Below are 25,487 nucleotides of genomic sequence, written 5' to 3' on the forward strand. Positions count from 1 at the left end.
TATAGGGTCCATGTCAGGTTACAGCGGGTCAAGGCTGAAAACACAACAGGATGATTCTCATTAGCGGCATAAAAATATACTGTTTTTCGCACAAAAACAATATTCCCCGGGATGTTTATTTTGAAATATAATTACTTACCTCCAGCAGGTTGCCGTCGGGGTCCCTGAAATAGATAGATCGGATCCTGCCGGTAGCGCCGGTCCTTTCTACGATTCCGCCTTCCAGGATGTTTATTTTCAGCGTCGTTAATTCCACCAGGATTTCTTCCACCGGCGTATCTGCAACAAAGCATAGATCCGCCGATCCCACAGTGGGTGCAAGCGCTTTGGGATCTATTTCCCTGCCTTTTTCATGCAGGTTGATCTTCTGGTGCCCGAAACGCAGCGCCTTGCGGTCATCACCAAAGGTGATCACTTCCATGCCCAGCACCGTTTCATAAAAACGACAGGTCCCTGATATATCTTTTACTGTCAGCACCAAATGATCTAACCGGTTAATGACCATATGAATGTGTTTTATTAATAGCGGGAAGAAATCGGTAAAAACGATGGATCAATAATAAGAAAAAAAATACTATCACATACCTTACCCGGATGAAGGGTTGCAAAGGTAACCCGATATATCCCGGATTTCCACTAACTTACCATATACCCATTAATGATCAGGTTCATGGATAAGCAACGCTCTCCCAATAAACTCGCCACGTTTTTTAAGAAACTGGGCCCGGGATTAATTACCGGCGCCAGCGATGATGATCCATCCGGTATTGCTACGTATTCGCAGGCCGGCGCACAATTCGGGTTGGCAACGTTATGGACGTCGTTACTCACCTTCCCGCTGATGGCGGCTATCCAGGGCATGTGTGCCCGCATTGGGCTGGTCACCAGCCAGGGCCTGACGGTTACTTTAAAGAAGAACTATCCCAGGCCGGTGCTTTACCTCATGTTATTATTTAGTTTTCCGGCCATCACACTGAACATAGGTGCAGATATCCAGGGCATGGGAGCGGTGTGCCATATGATCTTCCCCGCAGTACCGGTATCCGTTTTTTGTGTAGGCGTCACCGCGATAATGATGTTCGTGATCATCCGCTTCTCTTATGAAAAAATTGCCATGATCCTGAAGTGGCTCTGCATGTCGCTGCTGCTGTATATTTTAGTGCCCTTTATGATAAAGCAAAACTGGGGCGATATCGCAAGGCATACTTTTATTCCCACCATTCAGTACAATAAAGATTTCTTCTCTATCATTGTCGCCATACTGGGTACCACTATTTCACCTTACCTTTTTTTCTGGCAAACCACGATGGAGGCGGAAGACCAGGCACATAACGGCAAAGGAATTGTGGTAGATAAAAGAGTGTTGAGTGAAATGAAAACAGATGTAAACACGGGAATGTTGTTCTCAAATATTGTGATGTTCTTTATTATCCTCACGGCGGGCAGCGTGCTGTTTCCCGCCGGCGTGAAACAGATAGATACCGTAGACCAGGCAGCCAAAGCGCTGGAGCCGCTGGCCGGAAAACTGACCTACCTGATTTTTGCTACGGGCGTATTGGGAACGGGGCTGCTGGCCATCCCGGTACTGGCAGGTTCCCAGTCGTACATGCTTGCAGAAACGCTCGGGTGGGAGGCGGGGCTGGATAAGAAGTTCTCCCAGGCTAAACCGTTTTATATCTCTATCATCATTTCGCTGATCGTTGGCTTATCGCTCGACTTCCTCGGCGTGAGTCCTATTAAAGCGCTGCTGTACACGGCCATTGCCTACGGCCTTACCGCCCCGGTAATGATTGTGATGATCATACATATCGGTAACAATAAGAAGATCATGAAAGAGCACACGAATTCGAAGTTATCCAATATTCTCGGCGGACTCACACTATTACTGATGACTGCCGCCGCAGTGGCTATGATCTGGTTCCTGTTCTGAGTTTATCATTTTTCCACGTAAAGAATTTTTAAGCATCCTCAACAAATGAATATTTTCAGGAAGATACTTACCGGCGCCGGCATCGTTTTTTCTTTCACTGTTGCCGCACAGGAACGCATACACGTAAATAGTTTCGGACTTAAACCTAATACCTTCACAGATGCCACTACCAGGGTACAGCAGGCCATTGCCGCCTGTAAGGATAAGCCCGGCGCGGTATTGGAATTTGCTCCCGGCCGTTATGACTTTTACCCGGATAGCGCCGTGAAGAAAGTATATTTTATTTCCAACACCTCCAGTGAAACAGAAGTGCCGGACAAAACAAAAACCATCGGATTGTTTTTTGAAAACTTTAAAGACCTTGTTATCGAAGGTAATGGAGCAGAATTTGTTTTTCATGGAAAGATGACCACCTGGGTTTTTGACCGGTGCGAGAACATTACCATGCGTCATGTGACCATAGATACGGAACGACCTTCCATGTCGGAAATGACGCTGAAAACGGTGACGCCGGAAATGGTGGTCGCGGCCATACATCCCGATTCCAAATATACCATCATTGATGGACGCCTCGAATGGCATGGTCCCAGGTGGGGCATGAACATATTCCATGCAGTGCTGGCGGATACCGCCAAGGGTATATACACTTATTCCTCCTGGACGCCGTTCCTGAAAAGCAGGGCCGCCACCATTGCGCCTAACACGGTACAGTTTACCGGCGATTTTTCCGGCTTCAAAGGTGAGCCGGGAAACGTGTTTACCGTGAGGGATGGCATCCGCGACCAGGCGGGCGCCTTTATCCGGCATTGCCGCAATGTGCAGCTGGATCATATCAACATGCGTTACATGCACGGCCTCGGCATCGTATCGCAGTTCTCTGAAGAGCTTCACTACAGCCATATACAGATCATGCCGGATGAAAAAAGCGGCCGCGTAATGGCCACTTTTGCAGATGGCATGCATTTCTCCGGCTGCAAAGGAAACATCACTATTACGGATTCGCATTTTAAAGGCCTGCACGACGATCCGGTGAATGTACACGGCACGCACCTGGTGATCACGGAAAAAGTGGCGCCACGGGTACTGAAATTGCGGTTCATGCATCATCAAACGTATGGGTTCCAGGCTTTCTTTGCCGGGGACAGTATCACTTTCGTACATGCGGCTACGTTACAGGGGTATGCAAACGGCCGCATCACCGCTGCCCGTATGATCAGTGAAAGAGAGATGGAAGTAACGCTCAGCGGCGATGTACCCGAAGGGATCATTGCCGGCGACTGCCTCGAAAACATCACGTGGGTACCGTCGCTCACCGTACGTAACTGCGTGTTTGAAGCTGTGAATACAAGAGGGCTGCTGGTAACCACCCGTAAGAAAGTGGTGATAGAACATAACCGGTTCTACAGAACAGGTATGCATGCCATCCTCATTGCCGATGATGCCGCCAGCTGGTTTGAATCCGAGCCGGTACAGGATGTGCTGATCAGCGGTAACACCTTTGAAGGTTGCGGGTATAACCTGGCGCCTGATAACAATTATGTGATTGCGATAGCGCCGGAAAATCATCAGCTGCTGAAAGGTTTTATGGTGCATCGTAACATCCGGATAACCGATAATGAATTTCGTATCTACGACTACCCGGTGTTAACAGCCCGCAGCACGGGCAACTTATCGTTTATTCGTAACCGTATTTCCTGGATGAAGGACTATTTGCCACAGGGCGCAGAACGGCCAGCTTTCCGGCTTACTGGTTGCGAGGGCGTAAAGGTAACTGGAAATGAATGGCAGGTGCCTTTTAAGCCGCTTGTGTTGCTGCAAAGCATGACGGCCAAAGCCATCAAAACAGATCTGCCGGTAACAGTAAAGCCATAGTTATTTTACGGTCCGGAAACCCTGGTTGCTGAAGGAAGCACGCTGGTGAACGCGGCCAATATCTACCGAGTTAAAGAAGGAGCAGGATCGTTGGCTGCACCACCACGATCCGCCGCGGGCATGTGCCAGGGTAGGGCTTTCGCCGGGCTTTATGTGGCCGGAACAGAATTCAAAAACGTTGCCATACATATCATATAGGCCCCAGGCATTGGGTTGGAAGCTGCCAACAGGCGCCGTATACACGTATCCGTCTGAACTATCGGCCTGCAGGTGATCCTTTCCGTGCCAGATATTGGCATAGCGGCCAATGAGCGCTTTTTTATCTCCAAAAAAATAAGTGGTGCGGGCGCCTGCACGGGAAGCAATTTCCCATTCTTCCAGCGTAGGAAGCCTTACACCTGCCCAGCTGCAGTATGCCTGCGCATCCTTATAACTGATACAGGTAACCGGGTGCTCCATCTTGTTTTCAATACCGCCGGCACGTACGCCGTTGGGGAAGCGCCAGCAGGCAGTGGAATCGTTGCTCCATTCAAACTCGCGTAACCCTGGTGCAAATACCAGCGCATCGTGCCGTTGTTCTGCATCAGTTATATAACCGGTGGCTGCTACAAATGCAGCAAACTGCCGGTTAGTAGTTTCATATATTGCAATGTTAAAACTATCGACGCTTACTTGTCTTTCGGGGTTAAGTGTATGTAGATGCCCACCTATATGGTAGCTGCCGGCGGGTACCAATACGTACCCACCGGGCGTTTGTGCAGAGCCGGCATAGCCACTCAGCAACAGCAACGCGGTACTAACCTTTTTTAGGAAGCCCATTGTAAAATGCAGTAGCCCGTTCAATGATCAATGCTTCGTTGGCACTATTGAAATTCAGGTATGCCTGGTAACTGGTTGGTTCATCGGCATACAACTTTTTGTAGGAAGCAGAAGATAAGAAAGGTGCGTATTCGTTATTCTTCATCAATATCATCAGCAGGGTAAGTATATCATGATCTTTATGATCGCGGTTATAAGTGCTGATCAGCAAAGGGATCATTTCCCGGCCATTGATGTCGATGATCGCTTTTTTATAGTTAACACCGATGCGGTTACTGCGCTGTATGGAAGCGCTCATTAACGCGATAGCCGAGTCGCGGTTAGCGGTCATGAAATTCGACTGCCGCTGGCTCCAGCTGTATTCGCCGAATGCATCCGGCAATTGCGCAAAGATCTTTTTATGTTCATCTGGCACCGGCGGCATGGCATCACAGTTCTGGCTATACGATTCCGCATGAATGAGGTGATAAGTAAGCTTTTCGCGCATGGATAACGCCATGTATTCCTTTTGGGGCAACGGGGTGTTCTCGTCTTCATCATGACCGGCTTTCGCAATCAGCGCCAGCACTTTCTCCAAACCATCCGGCGGCCGGCTTATTTTCAGGCGGTACTCGTGATAAGCCTGGCTTTCTTTGCTGGGCTCCACCCATGTTTCATCTTCCTGGGCAAAACAAACGCTGTAAGCAAATACAGATAAAAGAACTGCTACCATCTTTTTCATGCAAACTCAAAATTTATGGGAAGATAAAGCAGGCGGGGGTATTTGCCAAATGCGGATTTTGTCTTTCTCAGGATTACGCTGATTTTACGGATTAGCTGGATTTTTACTTTTGGATTTTTTTGATTTTATTAAGATATAATTAAGGGAGATAAAGCGAGTATATCCGCTTATATCTCCCCAAATCCTTTATAAAATCCAAAAGTAAAAATCCAGCTAATCCGTAAAATCAGCGTAATCCTGAGAAAGACAAAATCCGCGTACATGAAAAAAATATGAATACCCTATAGGATTTGTAGACTATAACATATATTTTTGCCCCTGTCAATGAAAAAGTACAAGACCAACATCACTTCCGGCTGATAAGAGCTAACACACTAATATAAATAACTGAATGAAAAAGCGATCACTTTTCATGTATGGCATCGCCATGCTGTTAACGTTTGCTGCGGCAGCGCAGCAAGTACTGAAAACAGCCGGCCAGGTAAGATCCGGTAAAGGCGAAAAATTGCCGGGCATCAATATCCAGGTAAAACATTCCGGTAAAGGAACCGTAACGGATGCAGAGGGGCGTTTCGCGCTCACCGTGGCGCCCGGGGATACGCTGCTGGTTTCCGGCATCGGGTATAAGAAACTGGAGGTGCCGGTGAATGGAAAATCACAGCTGGATCTGGGGCTCACCGACGATGAAACCGCTCTCGGCGAAGTAGTGGTGGTGGGCTATGGCACCCAAAAGAAAAGTGACCTTACCAATTCCGTGGCGCAAATTAAAGGCGCCGATATTACCCGTCGCCCGGTATCCAATATCCAGCAGGCATTACAAGGATTGGCGCCCGGCGTTACGGTGCTCGACAGGGGCGGCGCTCCCGGCGTATCCAACGCTACCATCCGTGTAAGAGGAATTACCACTTTCAATATCAACAGCAGCAGTACCAGCGGGTACGACCTGGGCAAAAATGATGCGCTGGTAATTATAGACGGAATAGAACAACGGATGCAGGATATCAACCCCGAAGATATTGAATCCCTCTCTGTGCTGAAAGACGCCGCTTCCACTGCCATCTATGGATCCCGCGCTACCAACGGCGTAATCCTCATCACCACGAAAAGAGGCAAATCAGGGAAATTAACCGTGAACTACAACGGGTACTACGCCTGGCAGAAAAGTGTAAACAAACCGCAAATGATGGACATCGAATCCTATATGCGGGAACAGGTAGTAGCCTACACCAACGCCGGAGTGGCGGTGCCGGCGCGGTTCTCAGAGGAATCCATCCAGCAGTATGTAAATGCAACGGATCGCTATAAATACCCCATGCCCAACACCTGGTTCAACACCATGCTCAAAACATCACCACAGCAAAGTCATGTGCTGTCGCTGTCCGGAGGCAACGAAGTGGTGAAAACCCGGATGAGCGTACGTTACCAGGACCAGCAGGGGATCGTGGAAAATTACAGCGACAAGCTCAGTGAAGTACGCATGAATGCCGACTACAGCCCGCTCAATAGCCGCGTGCATGTTGCCGGCGATATCAATTACCGCAATAATTCCAATACCAAACCAACTGTAGAACCCTTCAACAATATGTTCCACGGCTCGCTGTGGGCGGTACCCAAATATCCCGACGGTACCTATGGCCTCAGCACACAGGGCAACAACCCCCTGATGTTTGATGAAATCGGTGGCTTGTCGAAACAGGGGATCGATTATTTTCTTGGTAATGTCAGGGGAGATGTGGACCTGCTGCCGGGACTCCGTTTCTCCTCACAATTCGGTACCCGGGTGATGTATACACAACAGAAGAACTTTACCAATTCTTACACCAACACCGATAAAAATACCAACATCACCAAAACGGTGGCCAACAACAGTTTAACAGAAGTGCGTAATACCTTGCGGGAATATACCTGGAATAACCTCCTTACCTACGAACACTCGTTTGGTAAACATGATCTGAAAGCGTTGGCCGGTTATTCACAGATAGATAATAAACAAACCTTCCTCAGCGCCTACCGCGAAAGGTTTTATAATAACGATATCACCTCCATAGGTCAGGGTGCAAATGATGGCACTAAAAGCAATAGTGGCAGCGATGCGGAATACGGACTGCGTTCTTATTTTGGCAGGATCAACTACGCCTATGCCGGCAAATACCTCCTGGAGGTAAATGGCCGCTACGATGGATCTTCCCGCTTCGCAGATGGCAAACGTTACAGCTTCTTCCCATCCTTTTCTGCGGGATGGCGTATCTCCAAAGAACAGTTCTTTGCGCCGCTGCTGCCCATTGTAAACGATCTGAAACTGAGAGGTTCCTATGGGAAAACGGGTAACCAGTCGGTGGACCTGTACAGTTATTACGACGCACTCACTGCCACCAGTTACACCTTCAACGGTGTGCCGGTACCAGGCTACCGCCAAACCACACTGGCTAATACCGACCTCGGCTGGGAAAGTACCACGCAGCTGGATCTCGGTCTGGATGCGGCCTTCCTCGACAGGCGACTGAACATAACTGCTGATTACTACCGTAAACTTACTTCCGATATCCTGCTGAACCTGGATATTCCTGCAACCGTAGGCTTGAACGCACCGCCGCAGAATGCCGGGGCTGTAGAAAATAAAGGGGTGGAAATAGCGGTGAACTACAACAGCAAACAAAACGGCCATCTCCGGTATACCATCGGCGCCAATTTCAGCTATAATGAAAATAAGGTAACAGACCTGAAAGGCACCGGCCCGTATATTACCGGTTCGGATATTGATCCCCGTTATATTATCAAAAAAGGATTGCCGATCAACACGCTTTGGGGATACCAGACAGATGGCCTGTTCCAGACCGCGGAAGAAATCAGTAAGTATCCCACGCTGGCATCCAATACTCAACCCGGTGATGTGAAATATGTAGACCGTAACAACGATGGTAAAATAGATGCCAACGATATGACGAACATCGGCCTGTCATTTCCGAAATACACTTTCGGACTGAACGCAGGGCTTCAGTACAAGGAATTTGAACTGAATATCCTGATCCAGGGCGCGGCAAAAGTGGATACCCGCTTATCCGGCGCATTGGCCGAAATGGGGAACCAGGAAGGATTTACGCACGAGATCTATGCGAACAATTACTGGACGCCGCAGCACACCGATGCCCGTTTTCCACGTCCCATTAAGTACGATCTGCGTAACGTAGCTACATCCGACAGACTGGTAATCGACGGCTCATATATCCGCCTGAAAAATATCCAGCTGTCGTATCACCTACCTGAATATATTACCAAAAAAGCGCTGATCAGCAGGTCCACGGTATATGTATCTGCTACTAACCTGTTCACAATTTCCAAACTGAATGAATGGAACCTCGATCCGGAAGCAGAATCAGGCAGAGCGGTATACTATCCGCAAACATCCCTGTTCACCGTTGGACTTAATCTGCAGTTTTAATGTTGCAAAAACGAATTGTTATGAACTCAATCCATAAAAGTATTTATCTTTTCCTGATCGTCCTGCTGGCCTCCTGCAATAAAGACCTGCTGGATACCGCGCCTACAGACCGCCTCGCAGTGGATGTATTCTGGAATACAGAAGCTGACGCCAAACTCGCAGTAAACGCGCTGTATCTCGATCTCGACAGTACCAACATCCTGTCACTGGATGCGCTCACCGATATCGGGCACACCAACCAGAACTTTGATGTGCAGGCCTATATTGAACTGGGTACCTACGATCAATCCAGCGCCAAAGTATACGGTGAATGGAAGAATGCGTATAAAGGCATTCATGCTGCCAACTATTTCCTGGAAAATGTAGATAAGGTAACTTCCTCCACGCCAGCGCTGATCAACCAGTTCAAGGGAGAAGCAAAAACACTCCGCGCTTACCAGTATATTAAACTGGCGGGTTTATATGGAGATGTGCCGCTGGTTACCACCTCTATTACCCTGGAACAGGCGCGGACCCTGCAAAGAACACCGGTCGCCCAGATCTACGATTTCATCGATAAGGAACTAACGGAATCGGCGGCACTGTTACCTGCTGCTTACGCCAATGCAGCCGATAAAGGACGTATTGCCCGCGGCGCAGCCTGGGCGCTGAAAGCCCGCGCCGACTTGTTCGCTGGCCGCTATCAGCTCGCTGCCGATGCAGCAACGGAAGTAAACGGTCTTGGCTACACGCTGTATGACTCCTACCAGAAATTATTCAGCTATGCGGCAGAAAATAACAAAGAAGTGATCCTCGATAAACAGTTTATCAAAGATAACTACCCCAATAACGTGTTCAGCATGATGGCGCCCTACAGCCAAAAGAACGGGAACAGCTCCTATGTGCCCACCAAAGTATTGGCGGATACCTACCAGATGTCCGACGGAAAAGATATCCACGCGCCGGGCAGTACTTTTGATGAAGATCATCCCTACGATAACAGGGACCCGCGCCTCAGATACAGCCTGTTTGTAGATGGCGATGTGCTGCCCTCCGGTACCGTATTTCATCCCGCGCCTAACAGTGGTACAGCAGATGCCATTGGCAGCACTTACATCGCATCCACCACCGGGTACAACCTGAAAAAATACATCAACCCGGAAGACTATGCCAATCCGGCAAACAGTGGTATTAACATGATCCTGCTGCGTTATGCGGAAGTATTGCTTACTTATGCAGAAGCCAAAATAGAACTGAATCAGCTGGACCAGAGCGTGTACAACGCCATTAATACCGTTCGCCGGCGGGCAGATGTAAATATGCCCGCTTTGCCTGCAGGTCTTACCCAAAGCCAGCTGCGCGATGCGGTGCGGTATGAACGTACGGTGGAACTGGCCTTTGAAGGACTGCGTCTCTACGATATCCGCCGCTGGAAAACAGCGGAGAAAGTAATGACAGGCCCCGTGTATGGTATTACATGGAATAACAATGGTCAGCGTACGGTCGTGCAGGTAGTGTCATTTAACCGTGCATTTGATAAATCGAGACACTACCTTTGGCCGGTGCCGCAGAAAGAGCGCGACCTGGACCCTGCACTGTCACAAAATCCAAACTGGTAATTATTATTTATGAAGCGATATATCTATTGTTTACTGGCAGGACTTTCCTTTGGCACCGTGCCTGCCGTGTATGCACAGCAGCGGCCTAATATCATTTTTGTATTAACTGATGACATGGGATACAGCGATCTCGGTTGTTACGGCAACCCGCAGATCCGTACGCCTTTCCTGGATCATGTGGCGGAGCAGGGCGTAAAGTCAACCGGTTATATGGTTACCTCTCCTTCCTGTACACCCTCCAGGGTAAGCCTGTTAACAGGTCGCTATCCAACCCGCTCACAGCTTAACTTCCCGATCCCTCCGGGCTATAAGATCGGTCTGCCGGATGAAGATGTGACCATTGCTGAAATGCTGAAAGGAGTAGGATATAATACCTGCATGATAGGCAAGTGGCACCTGGGTGATATCCAGCCTTACAATTTCCCCGTAGCACAGGGCTTTGATCATTACTTTGGTTTATTGTATAGCCACGACTACCGCTTCCCCTACGTAAAAACGGATACAGTGCTGAAGATTTACCGCGACAGAACACCTGAAATCTTCCGTCCGGCAGATACTTCCCTTACGGAGTTATATACAAAAGAGGCGATTAAATACGTGAAGCAACAGCGAAAAAACAAACCTTTCTTCCTGTACCTGGCGCATAACATGCCACATCTGCCGGTGGCCGCCTCTAAGAAGTTCAGGGGACAGTCGCCCGGTGGTTTGTATGGCGATGTGATTGAAGAGATAGACGCCAACCTCGCAGACCTCTGGAAAGCAGTAGAGCAACAGGGGCTCGCGGATAATACTATTTTTATTTTCAGCAGTGATAACGGTCCCTGGATAGATTTCCCGGCGCGCATGTCGGCAGATAATGTGATCAAGCCCTGGGACGTTGGCAGCACCGGTATTTTCCGTGGAAAGAAAGGAGAAACTTATGAAGGTGGTCACCGCGTTCCGTTCATTGTGTACTGGAAAAACCATGTACCGGTTCACAAAACTATTACAGATGCATTTACCAGTATGGACGTACTGCCTACGCTGGCAGCCTGGGTAAATGCACCGCTTCCTGCCGGCAGGAAGCTAGATGGCGAATCCGTACTGGATCTGCTCACCGGTAAAAAAGAGCACATCGCTCATTCACCTATTTATTACGTAAACAATGGTACACCGGAAGCGATCCGTGTGGGCGACTGGAAACTGCGCAGAATCACCGATCCTAAGACAGGCACTAAAAACATAGAGCTGTTTAACCTTGGGTCCGATGTACGGGAACGTACCAACGTAGCACAGGAGTATCCTGATAAAGTGAGCGCATTGGCGCAGTTGTTGGACCAGTACAATGGTAATACAGCGAATTGATCTTGCTATAATAAAAAAGCAGCGAAGGCTTTCTTCGCTGCTTTAATTCCTTGCAAATTACAGGTCACGGCGCCATCATCAGCTGCATGGCCTTTTTGTGCTCCAGTTCCCGGTGATGACGGAAAACGCTTTTTGTTACAAAATGCCCAAGCGCCAGGCCCACCCATACATCGCTGCTCCAGTGCCGGTTTTCATACAGGCGGGTGGCGCCGGTGAGGCCGGCAATGCCATAGGATACCCAGGGTACCCATGGATGATCTTTTCCATACAGCTCCGCAAAAGCGGTGGCTACTGTCATCACGGTGAGGCTATGTCCGGAGGGGAATGAGGTATGCTTTTTATCCTTACTGAAAGGAGGGTCAAAGTTAAACGGGGAATCGTAGTAGGTGGGACGTCCGCGTCTTATCACACTTTTAAGCGTGGCATAAATGGCGGTGGAAATGATCAGGGATTTGGCGGCCATCAGCCCGCCGTGTTCCAGGTTGCGGTCCTTTGCAATCACTCCCACTACATACATACCGGCTACAATGTACGGGGAATAGGCATTGCCAAAGGGTTCTATCTGGTCGGTTACGCTGGTAACAAAATTCGACTGGTGACGTACAAAAAACTGTTTTACGCCGTAATCCCCTCCCAGCAGGATGCCGGTCACACCGGTAATTACGCCCAGCCGGATGTAATCCTTTTTCTCCCAATGGGCGGGCCGCGCTACCGTATATTTCAGGTCCTGCCAGATACTTCCCAGGTAGGCGCCGTTTATGCGGTACCGTATTAAGGTATCGCTGGCGTTGATCACCGGGCGGATGCTGTCAGCCACCACGGGCAGGCTGCTGTCCGATTGCGCCTGTATATGGGGAGAAAAAATAACCAGTAAAAGAAATGTAAGCCTGAATCCCATCTGTTTAAATACTTTGGAGCGAGCACGAAAGTAGTATTTTTAGGGAGAAGCAGCGCGGGAATTGTTAACTTTACGATCACATTAATCAACAATTATGAGAAACTGTTTCCTCGCACTTTTCCTGCTTTTTGCCACCCGCAGTGCCATTGCACAACGGGTTGCACCAGATGAGATTTCTACCTCCAAGGGAAATCTTACTATCCAGCCCATTAACCATGCCGACCTGCTATTGTCGGTGGCAGGCAAAACCATGTATGTGGACCCTGCTGGTGGTGCCGAACCGCATAAAGGATTGGCAGCGCCGGATATCATTTTGGTAACGGATATTCATGGTGACCATTTTGACCCAGCTACCATCAACGCGGTTAAAACGGCGCATACTATCATTGTTGCCCCGGAAGTAGTAACAGCTAAACTGGAAGGGATACCAGCCGCGCAGATCGTGACCCTGAAAAACGGGGAGTCCAAAACAGTAGCCGGAATTTCCATCCATGCCATCCCCATGTACAACCTGCCCGAAAGCGCCACCGCTATGCACACCAAAGGCAGGGGCAACGGTTATGTGTTGAAGGTAGGAGGCAAGTCGGTTTATATCTCCGGCGACACCCAGGGTATTCCGGAAATGAGGGCGCTGAAAAATATTGATGTGGCTTTCGTTTGCATGAACCTGCCATATACGATGGATGTAACTGAAGCCGCAGATGCAGTGCTGGCCTTTGCGCCAAAAATTGTGTACCCTTATCACTACCGTGGTAAAGGCGGACTGGCGGATGTGAATAAGTTCAAAAGCCTGGTAGATGCAGGTAACAAAGGAATTGAAGTAAGGTTGCGCGACTGGTACGCGAAATAACAACGCAATTTATTGCTGGAAGAATAGCCCGAATGCTGGTGTAAAATCCTTAAATTTAGTATTTACACCAGCATTTAATTTCAGCAGCACATGACAGAAAACAATATCATTTGCCCGGGCTGTAAACTACATCTTGCGTACCAGCAATTTGCCCCTTCAGAAAGATATAATGCATCCGGTGAATGCCTGGATCTCTTCAATCAGCTCGCCGACCGCACCTTTGCTTTTCAGCACCCGGATTTTCATCATCAGTTGTCTGTAGATGCCTACGGCGCCCAACATGCCGGTGGCGTGAGCCGGAACATCATCACCGCCTACGCGTTGATAGGGCTGTATCTGGCGCTGGAAAAAAATTACACCGGGCGGCAGGTACAACATGTGCACAGCATTATCCCGCAGCAATCATGGGAGAAGCTGGAACCTCCCGCTACCACCGGCGCCCTCACCGTTAAGGATGTACTCAAAGCAACCACTGAGGAGGAACTATATGCCGCCATGAAAAAATGGGCACAGGCAGTATGGGATAGCTGGAGCGCACACCATTCCTTTATTAAAGAAAAGACCGCCCATTACATTTAAAAGACCAGGAACGGGATATTTGTATAGTTTTGCGGCTTGTTATGCAACTATCTTCTTTTCCCGAACTGATTATTGTACCGGTGGCGGTCATCGCCATTGCGGTGCTATGTGTAATAAAACGTAAGCTTACCCCGGGCGGTGGCGTAATGGCAGCGGCAGTGGCGCTGCTGGTAGCAGCAGGCGCCGGCTACGGCGGACTATTATTGCTCGGTGCATTTTTTATCATGGGCGTAATCGCCACCTCACATAAAAAGGATCTGAAAATTTTTCCCGGAGAAAATCATCCCGGGCAACGCACGGCCGGCCAGGTATTTGCCAATGGCGGAGTAGCTGCTTTCATGGCATTGCTGGCACTCATGCATCCCGACATCGACGATATGTACCAGATGATGCTGGCCGCCAGCCTGGCTGCTGCCACTGCCGATACACTGTCGTCCGAACTGGGAATGGTATACGGCCGCAACTTTTATAATATCCTCACCTTTAAAAAAGATACCCGGGGACTGGATGGCGTAATCAGCCTGGAAGGTACCCTGCTGGGCGCCGCAGGCGCAGGTATCCTCGCTTTGCTGTACGGTATCAGCTTTGGTATGGACGAAACCGTATGGTTTGTAGCCATCGCGGGTATCGCCGGTAACCTGGCAGACTCCCTGCTGGGCGCCACCCTGGAGCGAAAACATATTATTGGTAATGATGCGGTGAACTTCAGCAATACGTTGTTTGGTGCAATTACGGCGATGGTGCTGTACCTGTTGTAACGTTATCCCCCTGTACCCCGGACGGCGCACCGGTAAACTGCGGTCCGGGTATTAATACGATAGAAGAAGAACAATTCCCGACCATTGCTCCCGATGGCAGCCTGTACTTTTCCAGTAAAGGATGGAAAGGTATGGGAGGATTCGATATTTTCCATACTTCCGGGAGTAAAGCCCAATGGAGTATACCGGAAAACCTCCGCTATCCGACCAATTCTGCAGGAGACGATTTTTATTTTGTAGCCGCAGCTAACGGAAACACCTATTTCGCCTCCAACCGCACCGGCGGCAAAGGAAGTGATGATATTTATTCCATTACTCCACCTCCCATATATACGCTCACCCAATTACCGCCGGCACTCGTGATCCCATTCACCGGTACGGTATGCCCAGGCGCCTGTATTGATATCTACAACAAACAACGGCAAGTCGGCTGGTGCTTTACCGGGGAGGCCGGCAGGGAAATTAACCTGACACTGGAAAAAGATACCGACTATGAAATCCGTCTCTATTATCCGGGGGGCAGACGCGTGGAAACCATTGAGTTTAATACACGCGGTATGAAAGACGCAGAAGTGCGGAGAAAAGATATCTGTAAATAAAAAGAAGCACGAATGACAGCTTTTTTTCTATTTTTACGACATCAATCAAAATACCGATCTCTCCGCGCCTAGATTTTTATGGAATGCACCAGTTAGAAGATGAGAAGGAATTGCTCCGGAAGGTAGCCGACGCCGATCAGGAGGCATTCAGTATACTTTATGAACATTATGCCAGGCATGTGTATGGACTCGCCCTGCGCCTGATGAAATCACCGGAGATCGCACAGGATCTTACCCAGGAAGTTTTTGTAAGAATATGGGTAAAAAGGTCACAACTGTTCACTGTACAGCAATTCAGACCCTGGCTCAATACCATCACCCGCAACATGGCGATGGATTACCTGCGAAAAAAAGTAGCGGCTCCGGAGCAGGAAGAATACCTGACCAGTTTTTTTACCGATACAACACCTTCTATAGAAGAACAACTGGCGCTGAAACAGCTGGAAGGAGCCATTTTACAGGCCGTAGACCAACTTTCCCCTCAACTAAAAACCGCTTTTATGCTAAGCCGTTTTCAGGGTTTAACCCATACGGAAATCGCACAACGCATGAATATTTCACCCATTACCTCTAAAAGTCACCTGGTAAGGGCACTGGCCATTATTCGCAAATACCTGGAGGAAAACTTCCCGGAAATAGCACTGGTAGCCCTTTTATACCTGACGCCATTATTTTCTGCTTTTTTTTAAGAAAGTATGCATTACCCCCGGGATGTATTTACGTCTATAGTAGCAAGGGGTAATAACAACATCAACCATTATTATTTTAATGCATGCAACCTGCCGATAACGAATTTGATGAACTGTTCCGCAAGTACACGGAAGATACCATGACACCGGAAGAGTTCCGGCGATGGCGGGTGATGCTGCTGGATGAACGTAACACCGTCAGGCTGGAAAGTTTGCTGGCAGCACTGGCCGAAACCGATCATTCGGCATTCGGGCAGGATGCCCCCCTGAAGGAAATGTATGCCAATATTATACGGGTCACTCCACTAAAAGCAACCGGTAAAACACCACGCCGCTTAAATTACCGGCAGTATGCATGGTGGGCAGCGGCGGCATCGCTGCTGTTACTCGTGGCTACCGGTATTTTGCGCTGGCAGCAACCATCCGGTAAACAACAGCTGGCAACGAAATACGATGTGGCGCCTGGTGGCAGTAAAGCCGTATTAAAACTGGCCGATGGCTCCGTGATAACACTCGACAGCGTAGCCAAACGGCAAATACAGCTGGGCAATGCCACTGCCCAGCAGGTAAACGGCCAGCTGAATTATGCGCCTTCCTCCGGTGGAGAAGCGGCCGGCATAAATGTACTCACAACGCCCCGTGGAGGCCAGTTCCAGGTAGTACTGCCCGATGGCACCAGAGTATGGCTGAACGCCGCCTCTTCACTTAGTTATCCCACTGCCTTTACTGGCAAAGAACGGCTGGTGGAAGTGAGCGGGGAAGCCTACTTTGAAGTGGCAAAGGACGCACACAAACCCTTCCGGGTAAAGATCAGCAACCAGAAAAACTATATTGATGTACTGGGAACCCACTTTAATGTAAATGCCTACCCCGATGAAGCAGCCATCCGTTCCACCTTGCTGGAAGGGCGTATCCGCTTCAGCGCTGCGCAGGCGGTGGTATTATCGCCGGGCCAGCAGGCTGTTTTAACGGCCGGCACACAAACGCCGCAAGTGGTGAATGGAGTAGATACCAGCGCTGTAATGGCGTGGCGCAGCGGCCTGTTTAATTTTGAAGGACAACACCTCCGCGAGGTAATGCGGCAACTGGCCAGATGGTATAACATCGAGGTGGTGTACGACCAGGAAGTGCCGGATGTGGTGTTCGGCGGCAAAATAGTGCGGAATGTAAGCCTCACACAATTACTGAAAATATTGACCGATGCCGGCATTCACTTCAGACTGGAGCCGGGAGGAAAATTGATCATACAACCTAAATAAACCAATCATTAAAAAACGAAAACCGAAAGTGCTTGGACCCACTTCCGGTTAGTAGTTCAGTCGTTTTAAATTTTCCGTAAGAGAATCTATTATCAACCAAACCAAATGCAATTTATGCAAAAAAATGCTTATTGTGGCCACCTGTCATGGTGGAGGCATCGTTACATTACCAAAATCTTGTTCGTAATGAGGCTTACCTTTTTACTGCTGACTATTACTTTTCTAAGTGTGCATGCGTCAACTTTTTCACAAAGTGTTACACTTTCAGGGAAAGATCTTTCCCTGAAGAAAATTTTTACTGCTATTGAACAGCAAACAGGCTATGTAGTTTTCTACAACAGTGAATTGCTGAAAACAGCGAAACCAGTCACGGTGACAGCGGAAGATATGCCATTGACGGCCTTCCTGGAAGCGGCTTTTAAAGATCAGCTGTTGAATTATACGATCACCGGAAAAGTGATTACGTTCGCGGAAAAGCCACCACCACTGGAAGGAAAGCTGCCTTTCATCACAAGCACTTTTATTGAAGTGAACGGTAAAGTACTGAATGCTGCCACGAAAGAACCAATCATATCGGCATCTGTAAAAATAAAAGGAAAGAACAGGGGAGCGATTACCGATGGAGAAGGCAACTTCCGCCTGAACGCCGAGCCCGGCAATGTGCTGATCATCACCTCCCTGCAATATGAAACACAGGAAGTGAAGATCATTCCCAACCAACCCTTCCTCACGGTAATGATGAACCCCGGTGTATCTAAACTGGATGAAACGGTAGTAACGGCTTTTGGTATAGAAAAAAGTTCGAAAGAAGTAGGCTATAGCGTAGCCAAAGTGAGCGGGGCAGATATCAACCGCGCCAATTCCGGCAACCTGCTACAGGGGCTGGCTGGTAAAGTATCCGGTTTAAATATCGCTATACAAAGCGCCGACATGAACCCGCAGATGCGGGTGCTGATCCGTGGTATCCGCTCTTTCAGTACCACCAGCAACAACCAGCCGTTGTTCATCCTCAATGGCACGCCGTTATCTTTTGGGTCGGACATTAACTCCGCCGCCATGATCATGGACTTTATCAATAACATCAACCCTGCGGATATTGAAAATGTAACCGTGCTGAAAGGCGCCAACGGTACGGCTTTATACGGACCGGAAGGTGTGAATGGCGTGATCATCATCACCACAAAAAAAGGACAAAAAGGCAAACCTACTATCAATTTCCGCAACAGCGTAAATTTTTCCCGCCTCGATTTCCGGAATGACAACAGTAAGCAAAGACGCTTCGGTACCGGTAGCGGCCTGGTAGACGACAAAGGAAACGGTATTTACAGCAGCCTGGATAAAAGCGGCTGGGGCCCCGCCTACGACGGCCGGCTGGTACCCATCGGAAGAGCCGATGAAAACGGCGACTACCAGATGGTAACCTACTCCGATAAAAAGGATGCAAGGCGCTTCTTCAACGTAGGTCGCACCATCCAGAATAATTTATCCATCTCCCAGTCAGATGCTATCTCCGATTTCTATCTCGGCCTCAACGCTGTCAATCAAACAGGCATGATACCGGGCGATAAACAGGACGGCGTAAACCTCTTCTTCAGCGCGGGGCGTAAACTGGGCAAACTGAATGTGCAACTGAACCTCAATTACTCCCGTACCACCGCTGATAAAGGTCCTACGTTCGACGATATGCTGAGCACACCTACTTATATCCCTATCCTCAGTTACAAAAATTATGAGAACAATAAGTGGGCAGATATAAACCACTACTGGAATGATAACGACGTAATGAGTCCGTATCAGCAAGCGGCAGACCGTAGAAAGAAAAGTACCGATAACGCATTGGTGACGGGTTTGATACTAACCGCAAAGGTGCTGCCGTGGCTAACGGTAACAGACAAACCCAGCGTGGTGTATGATGGCTTCTACGAAAAAACCGTTTCACAGCCAATGAACTTTTCTGATTTTGCCAAACAATATGGCGGCTATAACCGCTTCCGCGACCGGCTTACGCAGTTGGGAGAGGAATCCCGATCCAATACCACGCTTAACAACGACCTGCTGATCACGGCATTAAACCACGCAGGCAATTTTAATTTCCGCACTACGTTAGGGAGCTCTGTAAAAGAAAATTATTATAAGAAAGTTTCCGGTAGTGGTAATCCCATCATCCCGGTATTCAACCTCGCGTTTTCCCGCGATCTGCCATATGGCGCCGAGGAATCATTGCTCACCCGCAACTATTCCTTTTTTGGTACGTCAGGCATTGGCTACAAAGATAAAGTGTTTGTGGAACTGATGGCACGCAACGACTGGGATTCCAAGCGCGCAAAAGCCGGCAGGGGAAAAGATCTCTACGTGGGCGGTAATACTTCCGTGATCCTGAATGAAGTTATTTCTTCCCTGAAAAATTATACCTGGTTATCCCGTCTGCAGTTACGAGCCGCGGTAAACACCACGGCCAATATGAACATTGAACCTTACCAGTCTGAACGGACCCTTTCAATGGCCTATTCTAACGGCTTCCCTTATCCCGGCACATCCGATGAAGGCGTAATTGCTTATAACTATATGCAGGGTAATCCCAATCCTTTTCTGAAACCGGAAAAGATCCTCAGCCAGGAATACGGCGTCAGCGCAGGCTTTTGGAAGAACAGAGTCGCGTTGGACTTCACCTGGTATACCCAACGGAATAATGGTGTGATCATGAAAGTAAAGATCCCGTGGCTGAGCGGTGGCAGCACCATCGATAACCTGGGCATCATGCGCAACTATGGCTGGGAAGCCGATCTGAAACTGGACCCCATCATTAAAACCAGGAGCGGATTTACTTTCAGTGCAGATATACGTGTAGCCATGAACGATAATAAAGTGATCTCTATCAGCGATGCCTATGATGGATTGTTCCCGCTGAGAACTCCTTATTACGGAAGCATGTACGGAGTGGTGGCCCGTACCGGGCAGCGTGCATTTGAATACCAGGTGTATGATTTGAAAAAAGATGCAGAAGGCAGGGTGATAGTAAATAAAGAAACCGGTATGCCGGACGCGGACATTAATAACCCCATCTACGGTGGACGCACCTTACCCAAATATTCCGGGGGAATGAACCTGAACTTTGCCTTTAAAGGATTTACGCTGGCCGTACTGGGAGAATTCAATACCGGCGCTATGCACTACTCTGACCTTATGCAATACGATGTGCAGTATGGGTTCAGCGTGCTCACTGTGTACAACGACCGTAAACCATTTATCTATCCGAATTCCGTGTACGACGATGGTACCGGGAAACTGGTCCCTAACACAGATGTATATACGAAAAGTGCTAACCAGGAATTATACAGTCACTTCCAGAACGCTTCTGCCAGCTACCTGACCAAAGCCGACTTCTTCAAAATACGCGAAGTGGTGATAGGATACGAAAGGTTCTTCAAAACAAAAACAATTAAAAAACTCAATTTAAGTGTATACGGTAGAAACGTGTTTAACTTCTACACAAAGAAAAACAAAACGGGGGATCCGCAATTGATCAAAGGTCCTGGCGACAGAGGGTACCGTACCATTCCCGACAACCTTTCCGGATCTGCGTCCGGTGTTTCTACCGTTCCGGGTGTGGCACAATACGGCGTAATCACTACCGTGAGTTTTTAACAACAAAAAATTAAACTGATGCGCAAAAGATATCACATTTTAGCGGGAGCCTTACTAACTGCCGCCACCTTTATGGCAGGTTGTAAAAAAGGCTGGATAGACATTAACTACAATCCGCTGCAGCTTACAGAAAACAATGCCACACCGGACCTCATGTTACCCGATATGTTGTTCAACAGTATTTCCGGCGTGGAGAATCAGCTGGAAGCACAATGGATGGGCTATTGGACATATGCGGAGTATGCCACCGGCGTCACTGAACTTACCTATTACCAGTTAAATGACGGTTCTTTCGGAACCAGTTCCCCCGATCCGACCATTCTCCTTTGGGAAGCCAATGCCAGGTTGCATGACCAGCCCTATTACATAGGAATTGCGAAAGCGATCCGGGCGCTGCAATGGAGCCGCGCGGTAGATAACAATAACAATATGCCCTATAGCGAGGCCAATAATACCAGTATCCGGAAACCTAAGTATGATACCGGGGAGTTCATTTATGAAGACCTGATGACGCAGCTGGATTCGGCTATCATCCTCATCCGCGATGCTCCGCAGGACAAAGCGCTCCGTATCTCCATTGCAGATATTATGTTCCATGGCGAAAAACAAAAGTGGTTCCGGTTTATCAATACCCTCAAACTGCGCATGCTGATACATCAGGCGAATAAGCCCGGCAGGGAAAATTATATCAAAGGTGAAATAGCAAAGATTACCGCACAAGGCTCCGGTTTCCTGAACAGTGGAGAAGATGCCAGTGTAAATCCAGGCTTTACCGATGTGAAACCTTCCAAGTACTACGCTAAATATTCGCAGTATGATGTGTATGTCCGCTATTATGGGTTAGCGGGTAATAAATCTATTCCCAACTGGCAGATTGCATCCGCAAATGTAACCGCCATGAATATGCTGAAAGAGAACCGCGATCCCCGTCTTGGTTTCTTTTACTCGCCTGCCCGTGTTCCGCTGCCTGCCAATGCACCGGAACCATTCGCACAACCCGGTCCGCAGGAATACAGGGGCAATAAATTTGGCCTGCCGGTAGATGAACAGCAGTTTCCTTATAACCGCACGGAGTATGTATCGCAGGTGGGCGGTGTACGCACTTTCCGTACGGCCGTATCGCCTTTGTCAACCGGCATTATAAAAGGCTATGACATGCCCTGCTGGATTATCACCAGTATAGAAAGTGCGTTCCTCCAGGCAGAAGCCATTCAGCGGGGCTGGTTGCCCGGTGATCCCGAAACAGCCTATAAGAATGCGGTAAAGGAATCCTTCCGGTGGCTTAATGTAGGTGGCAACACCACGGTGCCTTCCCTGTCGGACGATGCTTTCAATACCTGGTACAATGCGGAAACAGCTGCCGCCAATCCAAAGGTGAGCTGGGCCGCCGCGCCGGATAAATACAAACTGCTGATGTTCCAGAAATACATGGCCTTTAATGGTATTGAACCTTTTGAAGCATGGGTGGACTATCGCCGCAACGGCGCCTTCCCGGACATTCCATTGTCTTACGATCCGGCCAGGATAGGTAATACCATGCCGATCCGGTGCCCTTACCCGCTATCAGAAATGGTGCAGAATAAGGAAAACCTCCTGGCGCAGGGACCTATCGACATCTTCACCAGCAAAATCTGGTGGATGCCATAATCATCTTTTTAAAAAAATAACAGTTATCATGATAAAATTTTGTTGCAGCATTGCAGCATGGGGGATGCTATTGTCTGTATTTACCGGCAGCATAGCTCATGCACAACAAACCGGTGAGTCAGTGCCGATGGACCCGGAAGTAACAATAGGTAAACTCCCTAACGGGTTTACCTATTATATCCGGAAAAATACCACACCGGAAAAAAGAGCGGTAATGTACCTGGTAAACAAAGCCGGGTCTATCCTGGAAACAGACGAACAACGCGGGCTGGCGCATTTCCTGGAGCACATGGCGTTTAACGGCACTACCCATTATCCCAAAAATGAACTGGTAAATTATCTTCAGAAGTCGGGTGTGCGCTTTGGCGCTGACCTCAACGCTTACACGGGTTTCGATGAGACAGTATACCAATTGCCCGTATCTACGGAAGATAAAACCGTTTTCCGTAATGCCATGCAGATCATGCGCGACTGGGCACAGGAACTCACGCTCAGCGATGAAGAAATAGATAATGAAAGAGGCGTGATCCTGGAAGAAAAAAGACAACATCTGGGCTCCGCACAACGCATACAGGATAAAGTGATGCCACTGTCGGTGAATCAATCGCTGTACGCCTCCCGTCTCCCGATAGGCACGGAAGAAGTACTGAAAAATTTCGGACATGAACAAATCCGTGCTTTTTATAAAGACTGGTACCGGCCCGACCTGCAGGCGCTGATAATAGTGGGAGATGTAAATGTGGCGCAGATAGAGAAGTCGATCCGCGCTATGTTCTCCGATTTGCGCTCACCCGCGCAGCCGAAGGAACGTAAGTACACCACCATCCCGCTCACCGGGAAAAACCAGTTCCTGGTGGTAACAGATCCGGAAGTGGCTACCACGCGGCTGGAACTCTCCATCAAACAACAGGGTAACGTCATTAAAACAAAAACAGATTTCAGCAATACCCTCATCCAATCGTTGTTCAATAGCATGGTCAGCGATCGTTTAAATGAGGTGGCACGGCAAAAAAATGCGCCATTCCTCAGTGGCAGCGCAGGATTCAGCAAAATGATGGCCAATATCAGCGGACTTAGCGGCAGGGTAGTACTCAAACCCGGTGAAACGGAAAAAGGCGTCAAAGCATGGTGGACAGAATTGCAACGGATAAAGCAATATGGCTTCACCGCGGGTGAATTGCAACGGGCGAAAACATCGTTCCTCAGCAGTATTTCCCTGAGCTACAAGGAACGGGACAAAACCCCGTCGGAATCATATGTAAAAGAATATGTAAGGCACTTCCTGGAAGGCGAAGCAAGTCCGGGTAACGCATATGAAACAGCCCTGTATAAAGCCAGCGCCGATACACTTACGCTGCCGGGCTTTAATGCTGCTATACAATCTTACTTTAAGGATACCGACCGCGATCTTATCCTCGTTGCCAACGATAAACAGAAAGACTCCCTTCCTTCGGAAACCATGGTACTGCAATGGATGAACGAAGCCGCCTCAGCGCCCATCGCGGCTTATGAGGATAAAAAAGTATTGCGCACCACGTTGCTGGACAACGCGCCGCAACCCGGCGTGATTACCAGCGAGGAAGTGATCAAAGACCTGGGCATTACTTCACTGGAATTCAGTAACGGGATAAAAGTATTGCTGAAACCAACCACCTTTAAAAAAGATGAAATCTTATTTAATGGTTTCAACCCTGGAGGCTTATCACAGGTAAGCGACGCTGATTTTTATAACGCCAGCATCGCCGCTTCACTCGTAAGCGCCAGCGGCGTATCGGATATGACCCAGGCGGAATTACGCAAATTGCTCACCGGGAAAAATGTATCAGTGGCGCCATTCATCAGCGAAACATCAGAAGGCATTTCCGGCGGTTCCGCGGATGAAGACCTGGAAACTGCGCTGCAACTGGTATACCTGTATTTTACCAGTCCGCGTAAAGACCCCGTGATGTTCAGCAATATGACAGAACAGGCGCGGTTGTCGTACGCCAATGCAAACAAAGCGCCGCGGCAACTTTACAGCGATACCCTCAGCGCTGTAATGGCCAATTACCACTTCCGTAAGATGCAGATGCCGGAGCAACAACTGAACCTGCTTGATGCAGATCAGGCACTGGCTATCTATAAAAACCGTTTTGCAGATGCCGCCGGCTTTACCTTCACCTTCGTGGGGAATTTTAATACGGATAGCATCAAACCGTTGCTGGCCAGGTACCTGGGATCGTTGCCTGCTTTACATCGCCGGGAGGAAGTGAAGGATCTTCAGCTGAATTATCCGCAGGGCAGGGTAGTGAAAAAAGTGATAGCCGGTAAAGAACCGCAGGCAATTGTTACCCTTGCTTTCAGTGGTTCATTTCCGTATGATGTTAGCACCAGCGACCAGATGAAAGCACTGGCAGGCGTACTCAATATTCGTCTTACAGAACGGCTCCGCGAACAGGAAGCCGGCGTATACAGCGTTAACGTAAATGCCAATACCCGCAAGGTCCCTTCCGGGGAATATATGTTTGGCATTAATTTTATTTGCGATCCACGCAACGTGGAATCCCTGATCCTCAGCGTTAACAGTGAAATCATGAAACTGAAAACAACGGGGGTGGCAGACGACGATGTGATAAAATATAAGGCAGGCTATAAAAGCAGTGTGGAGAGAGCGTTTAAAGAAAACGGCTTCTGGCTGAATTATATTACTTCCGCCCTGTTTAACGGGGATCCTTTACAACAACCGGATATAAAAGCCCGGCTCCAGAAAATCACCCCGGAAACTTTACAGCAAACGGCTGTAAAATATTTTAACAATGCTAACTATATCCGCGCCATACTGGTGCCGGAAAGTAATTAAA

The 25,487-nt window shown here is 48.7% G+C and carries 18 protein-coding genes; 14 read left to right on the forward strand and 4 right to left on the reverse strand.

The features are described from left to right. Window positions 1-115: 115 nt before the first annotated feature. Complete coding sequence (locus ACLHR0_RS25885) at window positions 116-505, reverse strand: VOC family protein (protein ID WP_436490565.1); 390 nt, start codon at window positions 503-505, stop codon at window positions 116-118. 165 nt (window positions 506-670) lie between these two features. On the opposite strand from ACLHR0_RS25885, the gene ACLHR0_RS25890 reads away from it, so the two are divergent. Both ACLHR0_RS25890 and ACLHR0_RS25895 read left to right on the forward strand, forming a co-directional pair. Further along, window positions 671-1,930, forward strand: a complete 1,260-nt coding sequence (locus tag ACLHR0_RS25890) for an NRAMP family divalent metal transporter (protein ID WP_370908079.1) — start codon at window positions 671-673, stop codon at window positions 1,928-1,930. 45 nt (window positions 1,931-1,975) lie between these two features. After that, complete coding sequence (locus ACLHR0_RS25895; protein ID WP_436490568.1) at window positions 1,976-3,802, forward strand: alpha-1,3-galactosidase-related protein; 1,827 nt, start codon at window positions 1,976-1,978, stop codon at window positions 3,800-3,802. Here ACLHR0_RS25895 and ACLHR0_RS25900 read toward each other — a convergent pair whose 3' ends face one another. After that, window positions 3,803-4,621 (reverse strand): SUMF1/EgtB/PvdO family nonheme iron enzyme, encoded by an 819-nt coding sequence (locus tag ACLHR0_RS25900; RefSeq protein WP_436490570.1) that lies wholly within the window; start codon window positions 4,619-4,621, stop codon window positions 3,803-3,805. After that, window positions 4,599-5,342, reverse strand: coding sequence for a hypothetical protein (locus ACLHR0_RS25905; RefSeq protein WP_436490572.1), 744 nt, complete (start codon window positions 5,340-5,342; stop codon window positions 4,599-4,601). Before ACLHR0_RS25905 ends, ACLHR0_RS25900 begins: the two co-directional genes overlap by 23 nt. Before the next feature lie 391 nt (window positions 5,343-5,733). On the opposite strand from ACLHR0_RS25905, the gene ACLHR0_RS25910 reads away from it, so the two are divergent. From ACLHR0_RS25910 to ACLHR0_RS25920, 3 genes are read left to right on the forward strand one after another with little or no spacing between them, the layout of a single operon-like run. Then, window positions 5,734-8,781, forward strand: a complete 3,048-nt coding sequence (locus tag ACLHR0_RS25910) for a SusC/RagA family TonB-linked outer membrane protein (RefSeq protein WP_436490573.1) — start codon at window positions 5,734-5,736, stop codon at window positions 8,779-8,781. Between the two features lie 20 nt (window positions 8,782-8,801). After that, entirely contained in the window at window positions 8,802-10,379 is a 1,578-nt protein-coding gene (locus ACLHR0_RS25915; RefSeq protein WP_436490575.1) for a RagB/SusD family nutrient uptake outer membrane protein, read from the forward strand. Between the two features lie 9 nt (window positions 10,380-10,388). Then, on the forward strand, window positions 10,389-11,723 hold the full coding sequence (locus tag ACLHR0_RS25920) for a sulfatase-like hydrolase/transferase (RefSeq protein ID WP_436490577.1): 1,335 nt from the start codon (window positions 10,389-10,391) through the stop codon (window positions 11,721-11,723). 64 nt (window positions 11,724-11,787) lie between these two features. On the opposite strand, the gene ACLHR0_RS25925 is transcribed toward ACLHR0_RS25920, so the two are convergent. Continuing rightward, window positions 11,788-12,621, reverse strand: coding sequence for a phosphatase PAP2 family protein (locus tag ACLHR0_RS25925; RefSeq protein ID WP_436490579.1), 834 nt, complete (start codon window positions 12,619-12,621; stop codon window positions 11,788-11,790). A gap of 94 nt (window positions 12,622-12,715) precedes the next feature. Between ACLHR0_RS25925 and ACLHR0_RS25930 the strand changes: the two genes are divergently transcribed. From ACLHR0_RS25930 to ACLHR0_RS25970, 9 genes are all read left to right on the forward strand, one after another. Beyond that, window positions 12,716-13,471, forward strand: coding sequence for an MBL fold metallo-hydrolase (locus ACLHR0_RS25930; RefSeq protein ID WP_436490581.1), 756 nt, complete (start codon window positions 12,716-12,718; stop codon window positions 13,469-13,471). 90 nt (window positions 13,472-13,561) lie between these two features. Beyond that, window positions 13,562-14,050 (forward strand): DUF5946 family protein, encoded by a 489-nt coding sequence (locus tag ACLHR0_RS25935; RefSeq protein ID WP_370908070.1) that lies wholly within the window; start codon window positions 13,562-13,564, stop codon window positions 14,048-14,050. Between the two features lie 41 nt (window positions 14,051-14,091). Then, entirely contained in the window at window positions 14,092-14,808 is a 717-nt protein-coding gene (locus tag ACLHR0_RS25940) for a DUF92 domain-containing protein (RefSeq protein WP_436490583.1), read from the forward strand. A gap of 131 nt (window positions 14,809-14,939) precedes the next feature. Beyond that, entirely contained in the window at window positions 14,940-15,407 is a 468-nt protein-coding gene (locus tag ACLHR0_RS25945) for a hypothetical protein (RefSeq protein WP_436490585.1), read from the forward strand. Between the two features lie 83 nt (window positions 15,408-15,490). Next, the gene (locus ACLHR0_RS25950) at window positions 15,491-16,096 is read left to right on the forward strand and encodes an RNA polymerase sigma factor (protein ID WP_436490586.1); all 606 of its coding nucleotides are present in this window, start codon (window positions 15,491-15,493) and stop codon (window positions 16,094-16,096) included. 83 nt (window positions 16,097-16,179) lie between these two features. Next, complete coding sequence (locus ACLHR0_RS25955; protein WP_436490588.1) at window positions 16,180-17,355, forward strand: FecR family protein; 1,176 nt, start codon at window positions 16,180-16,182, stop codon at window positions 17,353-17,355. Window positions 17,356-17,541: 186 nt separating this feature from the next. After that, window positions 17,542-21,000 carry a SusC/RagA family TonB-linked outer membrane protein gene (locus tag ACLHR0_RS25960; RefSeq protein WP_436490590.1) on the forward strand — a complete coding sequence of 1,153 codons (3,459 nt, stop codon included), beginning with the start codon at window positions 17,542-17,544 and terminating at the stop codon, window positions 20,998-21,000. Between the two features lie 18 nt (window positions 21,001-21,018). Further along, a complete protein-coding gene (locus ACLHR0_RS25965; RefSeq protein WP_436490592.1) occupies window positions 21,019-22,647 on the forward strand; it encodes a SusD/RagB family nutrient-binding outer membrane lipoprotein in 1,629 nt (542 codons plus the stop codon). A 28-nt stretch (window positions 22,648-22,675) separates the two neighbouring features. Next, window positions 22,676-25,486 carry a M16 family metallopeptidase gene (locus ACLHR0_RS25970; protein ID WP_436490594.1) on the forward strand — a complete coding sequence of 937 codons (2,811 nt, stop codon included), beginning with the start codon at window positions 22,676-22,678 and terminating at the stop codon, window positions 25,484-25,486. The last annotated feature ends 1 nt before the right edge of the window (window position 25,487 follow it).

It is taken from the genome of Chitinophaga sp. ARDCPP14, assembly GCF_051362515.1.
Lineage (GTDB): Bacteria > Bacteroidota > Bacteroidia > Chitinophagales > Chitinophagaceae > Chitinophaga.

Excerpts from the sequence above, each read along its gene's own strand:
- ACLHR0_RS25885 (WP_436490565.1), bottom strand. The coding sequence starts at position 505 with ATGGTCATTAACCGGTTAGATCATTTGGTGCTGACAGTAAAAGATATA.
- ACLHR0_RS25890 (WP_370908079.1), top strand. The coding sequence starts at position 671 with ATGGATAAGCAACGCTCTCCCAATAAACTCGCCACGTTTTTTAAGAAA.
- ACLHR0_RS25895 (WP_436490568.1), top strand. The coding sequence starts at position 1,976 with ATGAATATTTTCAGGAAGATACTTACCGGCGCCGGCATCGTTTTTTCT.
- ACLHR0_RS25900 (WP_436490570.1), bottom strand. The coding sequence starts at position 4,621 with ATGGGCTTCCTAAAAAAGGTTAGTACCGCGTTGCTGTTGCTGAGTGGC.
- ACLHR0_RS25905 (WP_436490572.1), bottom strand. The coding sequence starts at position 5,342 with ATGAAAAAGATGGTAGCAGTTCTTTTATCTGTATTTGCTTACAGCGTT.
- ACLHR0_RS25910 (WP_436490573.1), top strand. The coding sequence starts at position 5,734 with ATGAAAAAGCGATCACTTTTCATGTATGGCATCGCCATGCTGTTAACG.
- ACLHR0_RS25915 (WP_436490575.1), top strand. The coding sequence starts at position 8,802 with ATGAACTCAATCCATAAAAGTATTTATCTTTTCCTGATCGTCCTGCTG.
- ACLHR0_RS25920 (WP_436490577.1), top strand. The coding sequence starts at position 10,389 with ATGAAGCGATATATCTATTGTTTACTGGCAGGACTTTCCTTTGGCACC.
- ACLHR0_RS25925 (WP_436490579.1), bottom strand. The coding sequence starts at position 12,621 with ATGGGATTCAGGCTTACATTTCTTTTACTGGTTATTTTTTCTCCCCAT.
- ACLHR0_RS25930 (WP_436490581.1), top strand. The coding sequence starts at position 12,716 with ATGAGAAACTGTTTCCTCGCACTTTTCCTGCTTTTTGCCACCCGCAGT.
- ACLHR0_RS25935 (WP_370908070.1), top strand. The coding sequence starts at position 13,562 with ATGACAGAAAACAATATCATTTGCCCGGGCTGTAAACTACATCTTGCG.
- ACLHR0_RS25940 (WP_436490583.1), top strand. The coding sequence starts at position 14,092 with ATGCAACTATCTTCTTTTCCCGAACTGATTATTGTACCGGTGGCGGTC.
- ACLHR0_RS25945 (WP_436490585.1), top strand. The coding sequence starts at position 14,940 with ATGGGAGGATTCGATATTTTCCATACTTCCGGGAGTAAAGCCCAATGG.
- ACLHR0_RS25950 (WP_436490586.1), top strand. The coding sequence starts at position 15,491 with ATGCACCAGTTAGAAGATGAGAAGGAATTGCTCCGGAAGGTAGCCGAC.
- ACLHR0_RS25955 (WP_436490588.1), top strand. The coding sequence starts at position 16,180 with ATGCAACCTGCCGATAACGAATTTGATGAACTGTTCCGCAAGTACACG.
- ACLHR0_RS25960 (WP_436490590.1), top strand. The coding sequence starts at position 17,542 with ATGAGGCTTACCTTTTTACTGCTGACTATTACTTTTCTAAGTGTGCAT.
- ACLHR0_RS25965 (WP_436490592.1), top strand. The coding sequence starts at position 21,019 with ATGCGCAAAAGATATCACATTTTAGCGGGAGCCTTACTAACTGCCGCC.
- ACLHR0_RS25970 (WP_436490594.1), top strand. The coding sequence starts at position 22,676 with ATGATAAAATTTTGTTGCAGCATTGCAGCATGGGGGATGCTATTGTCT.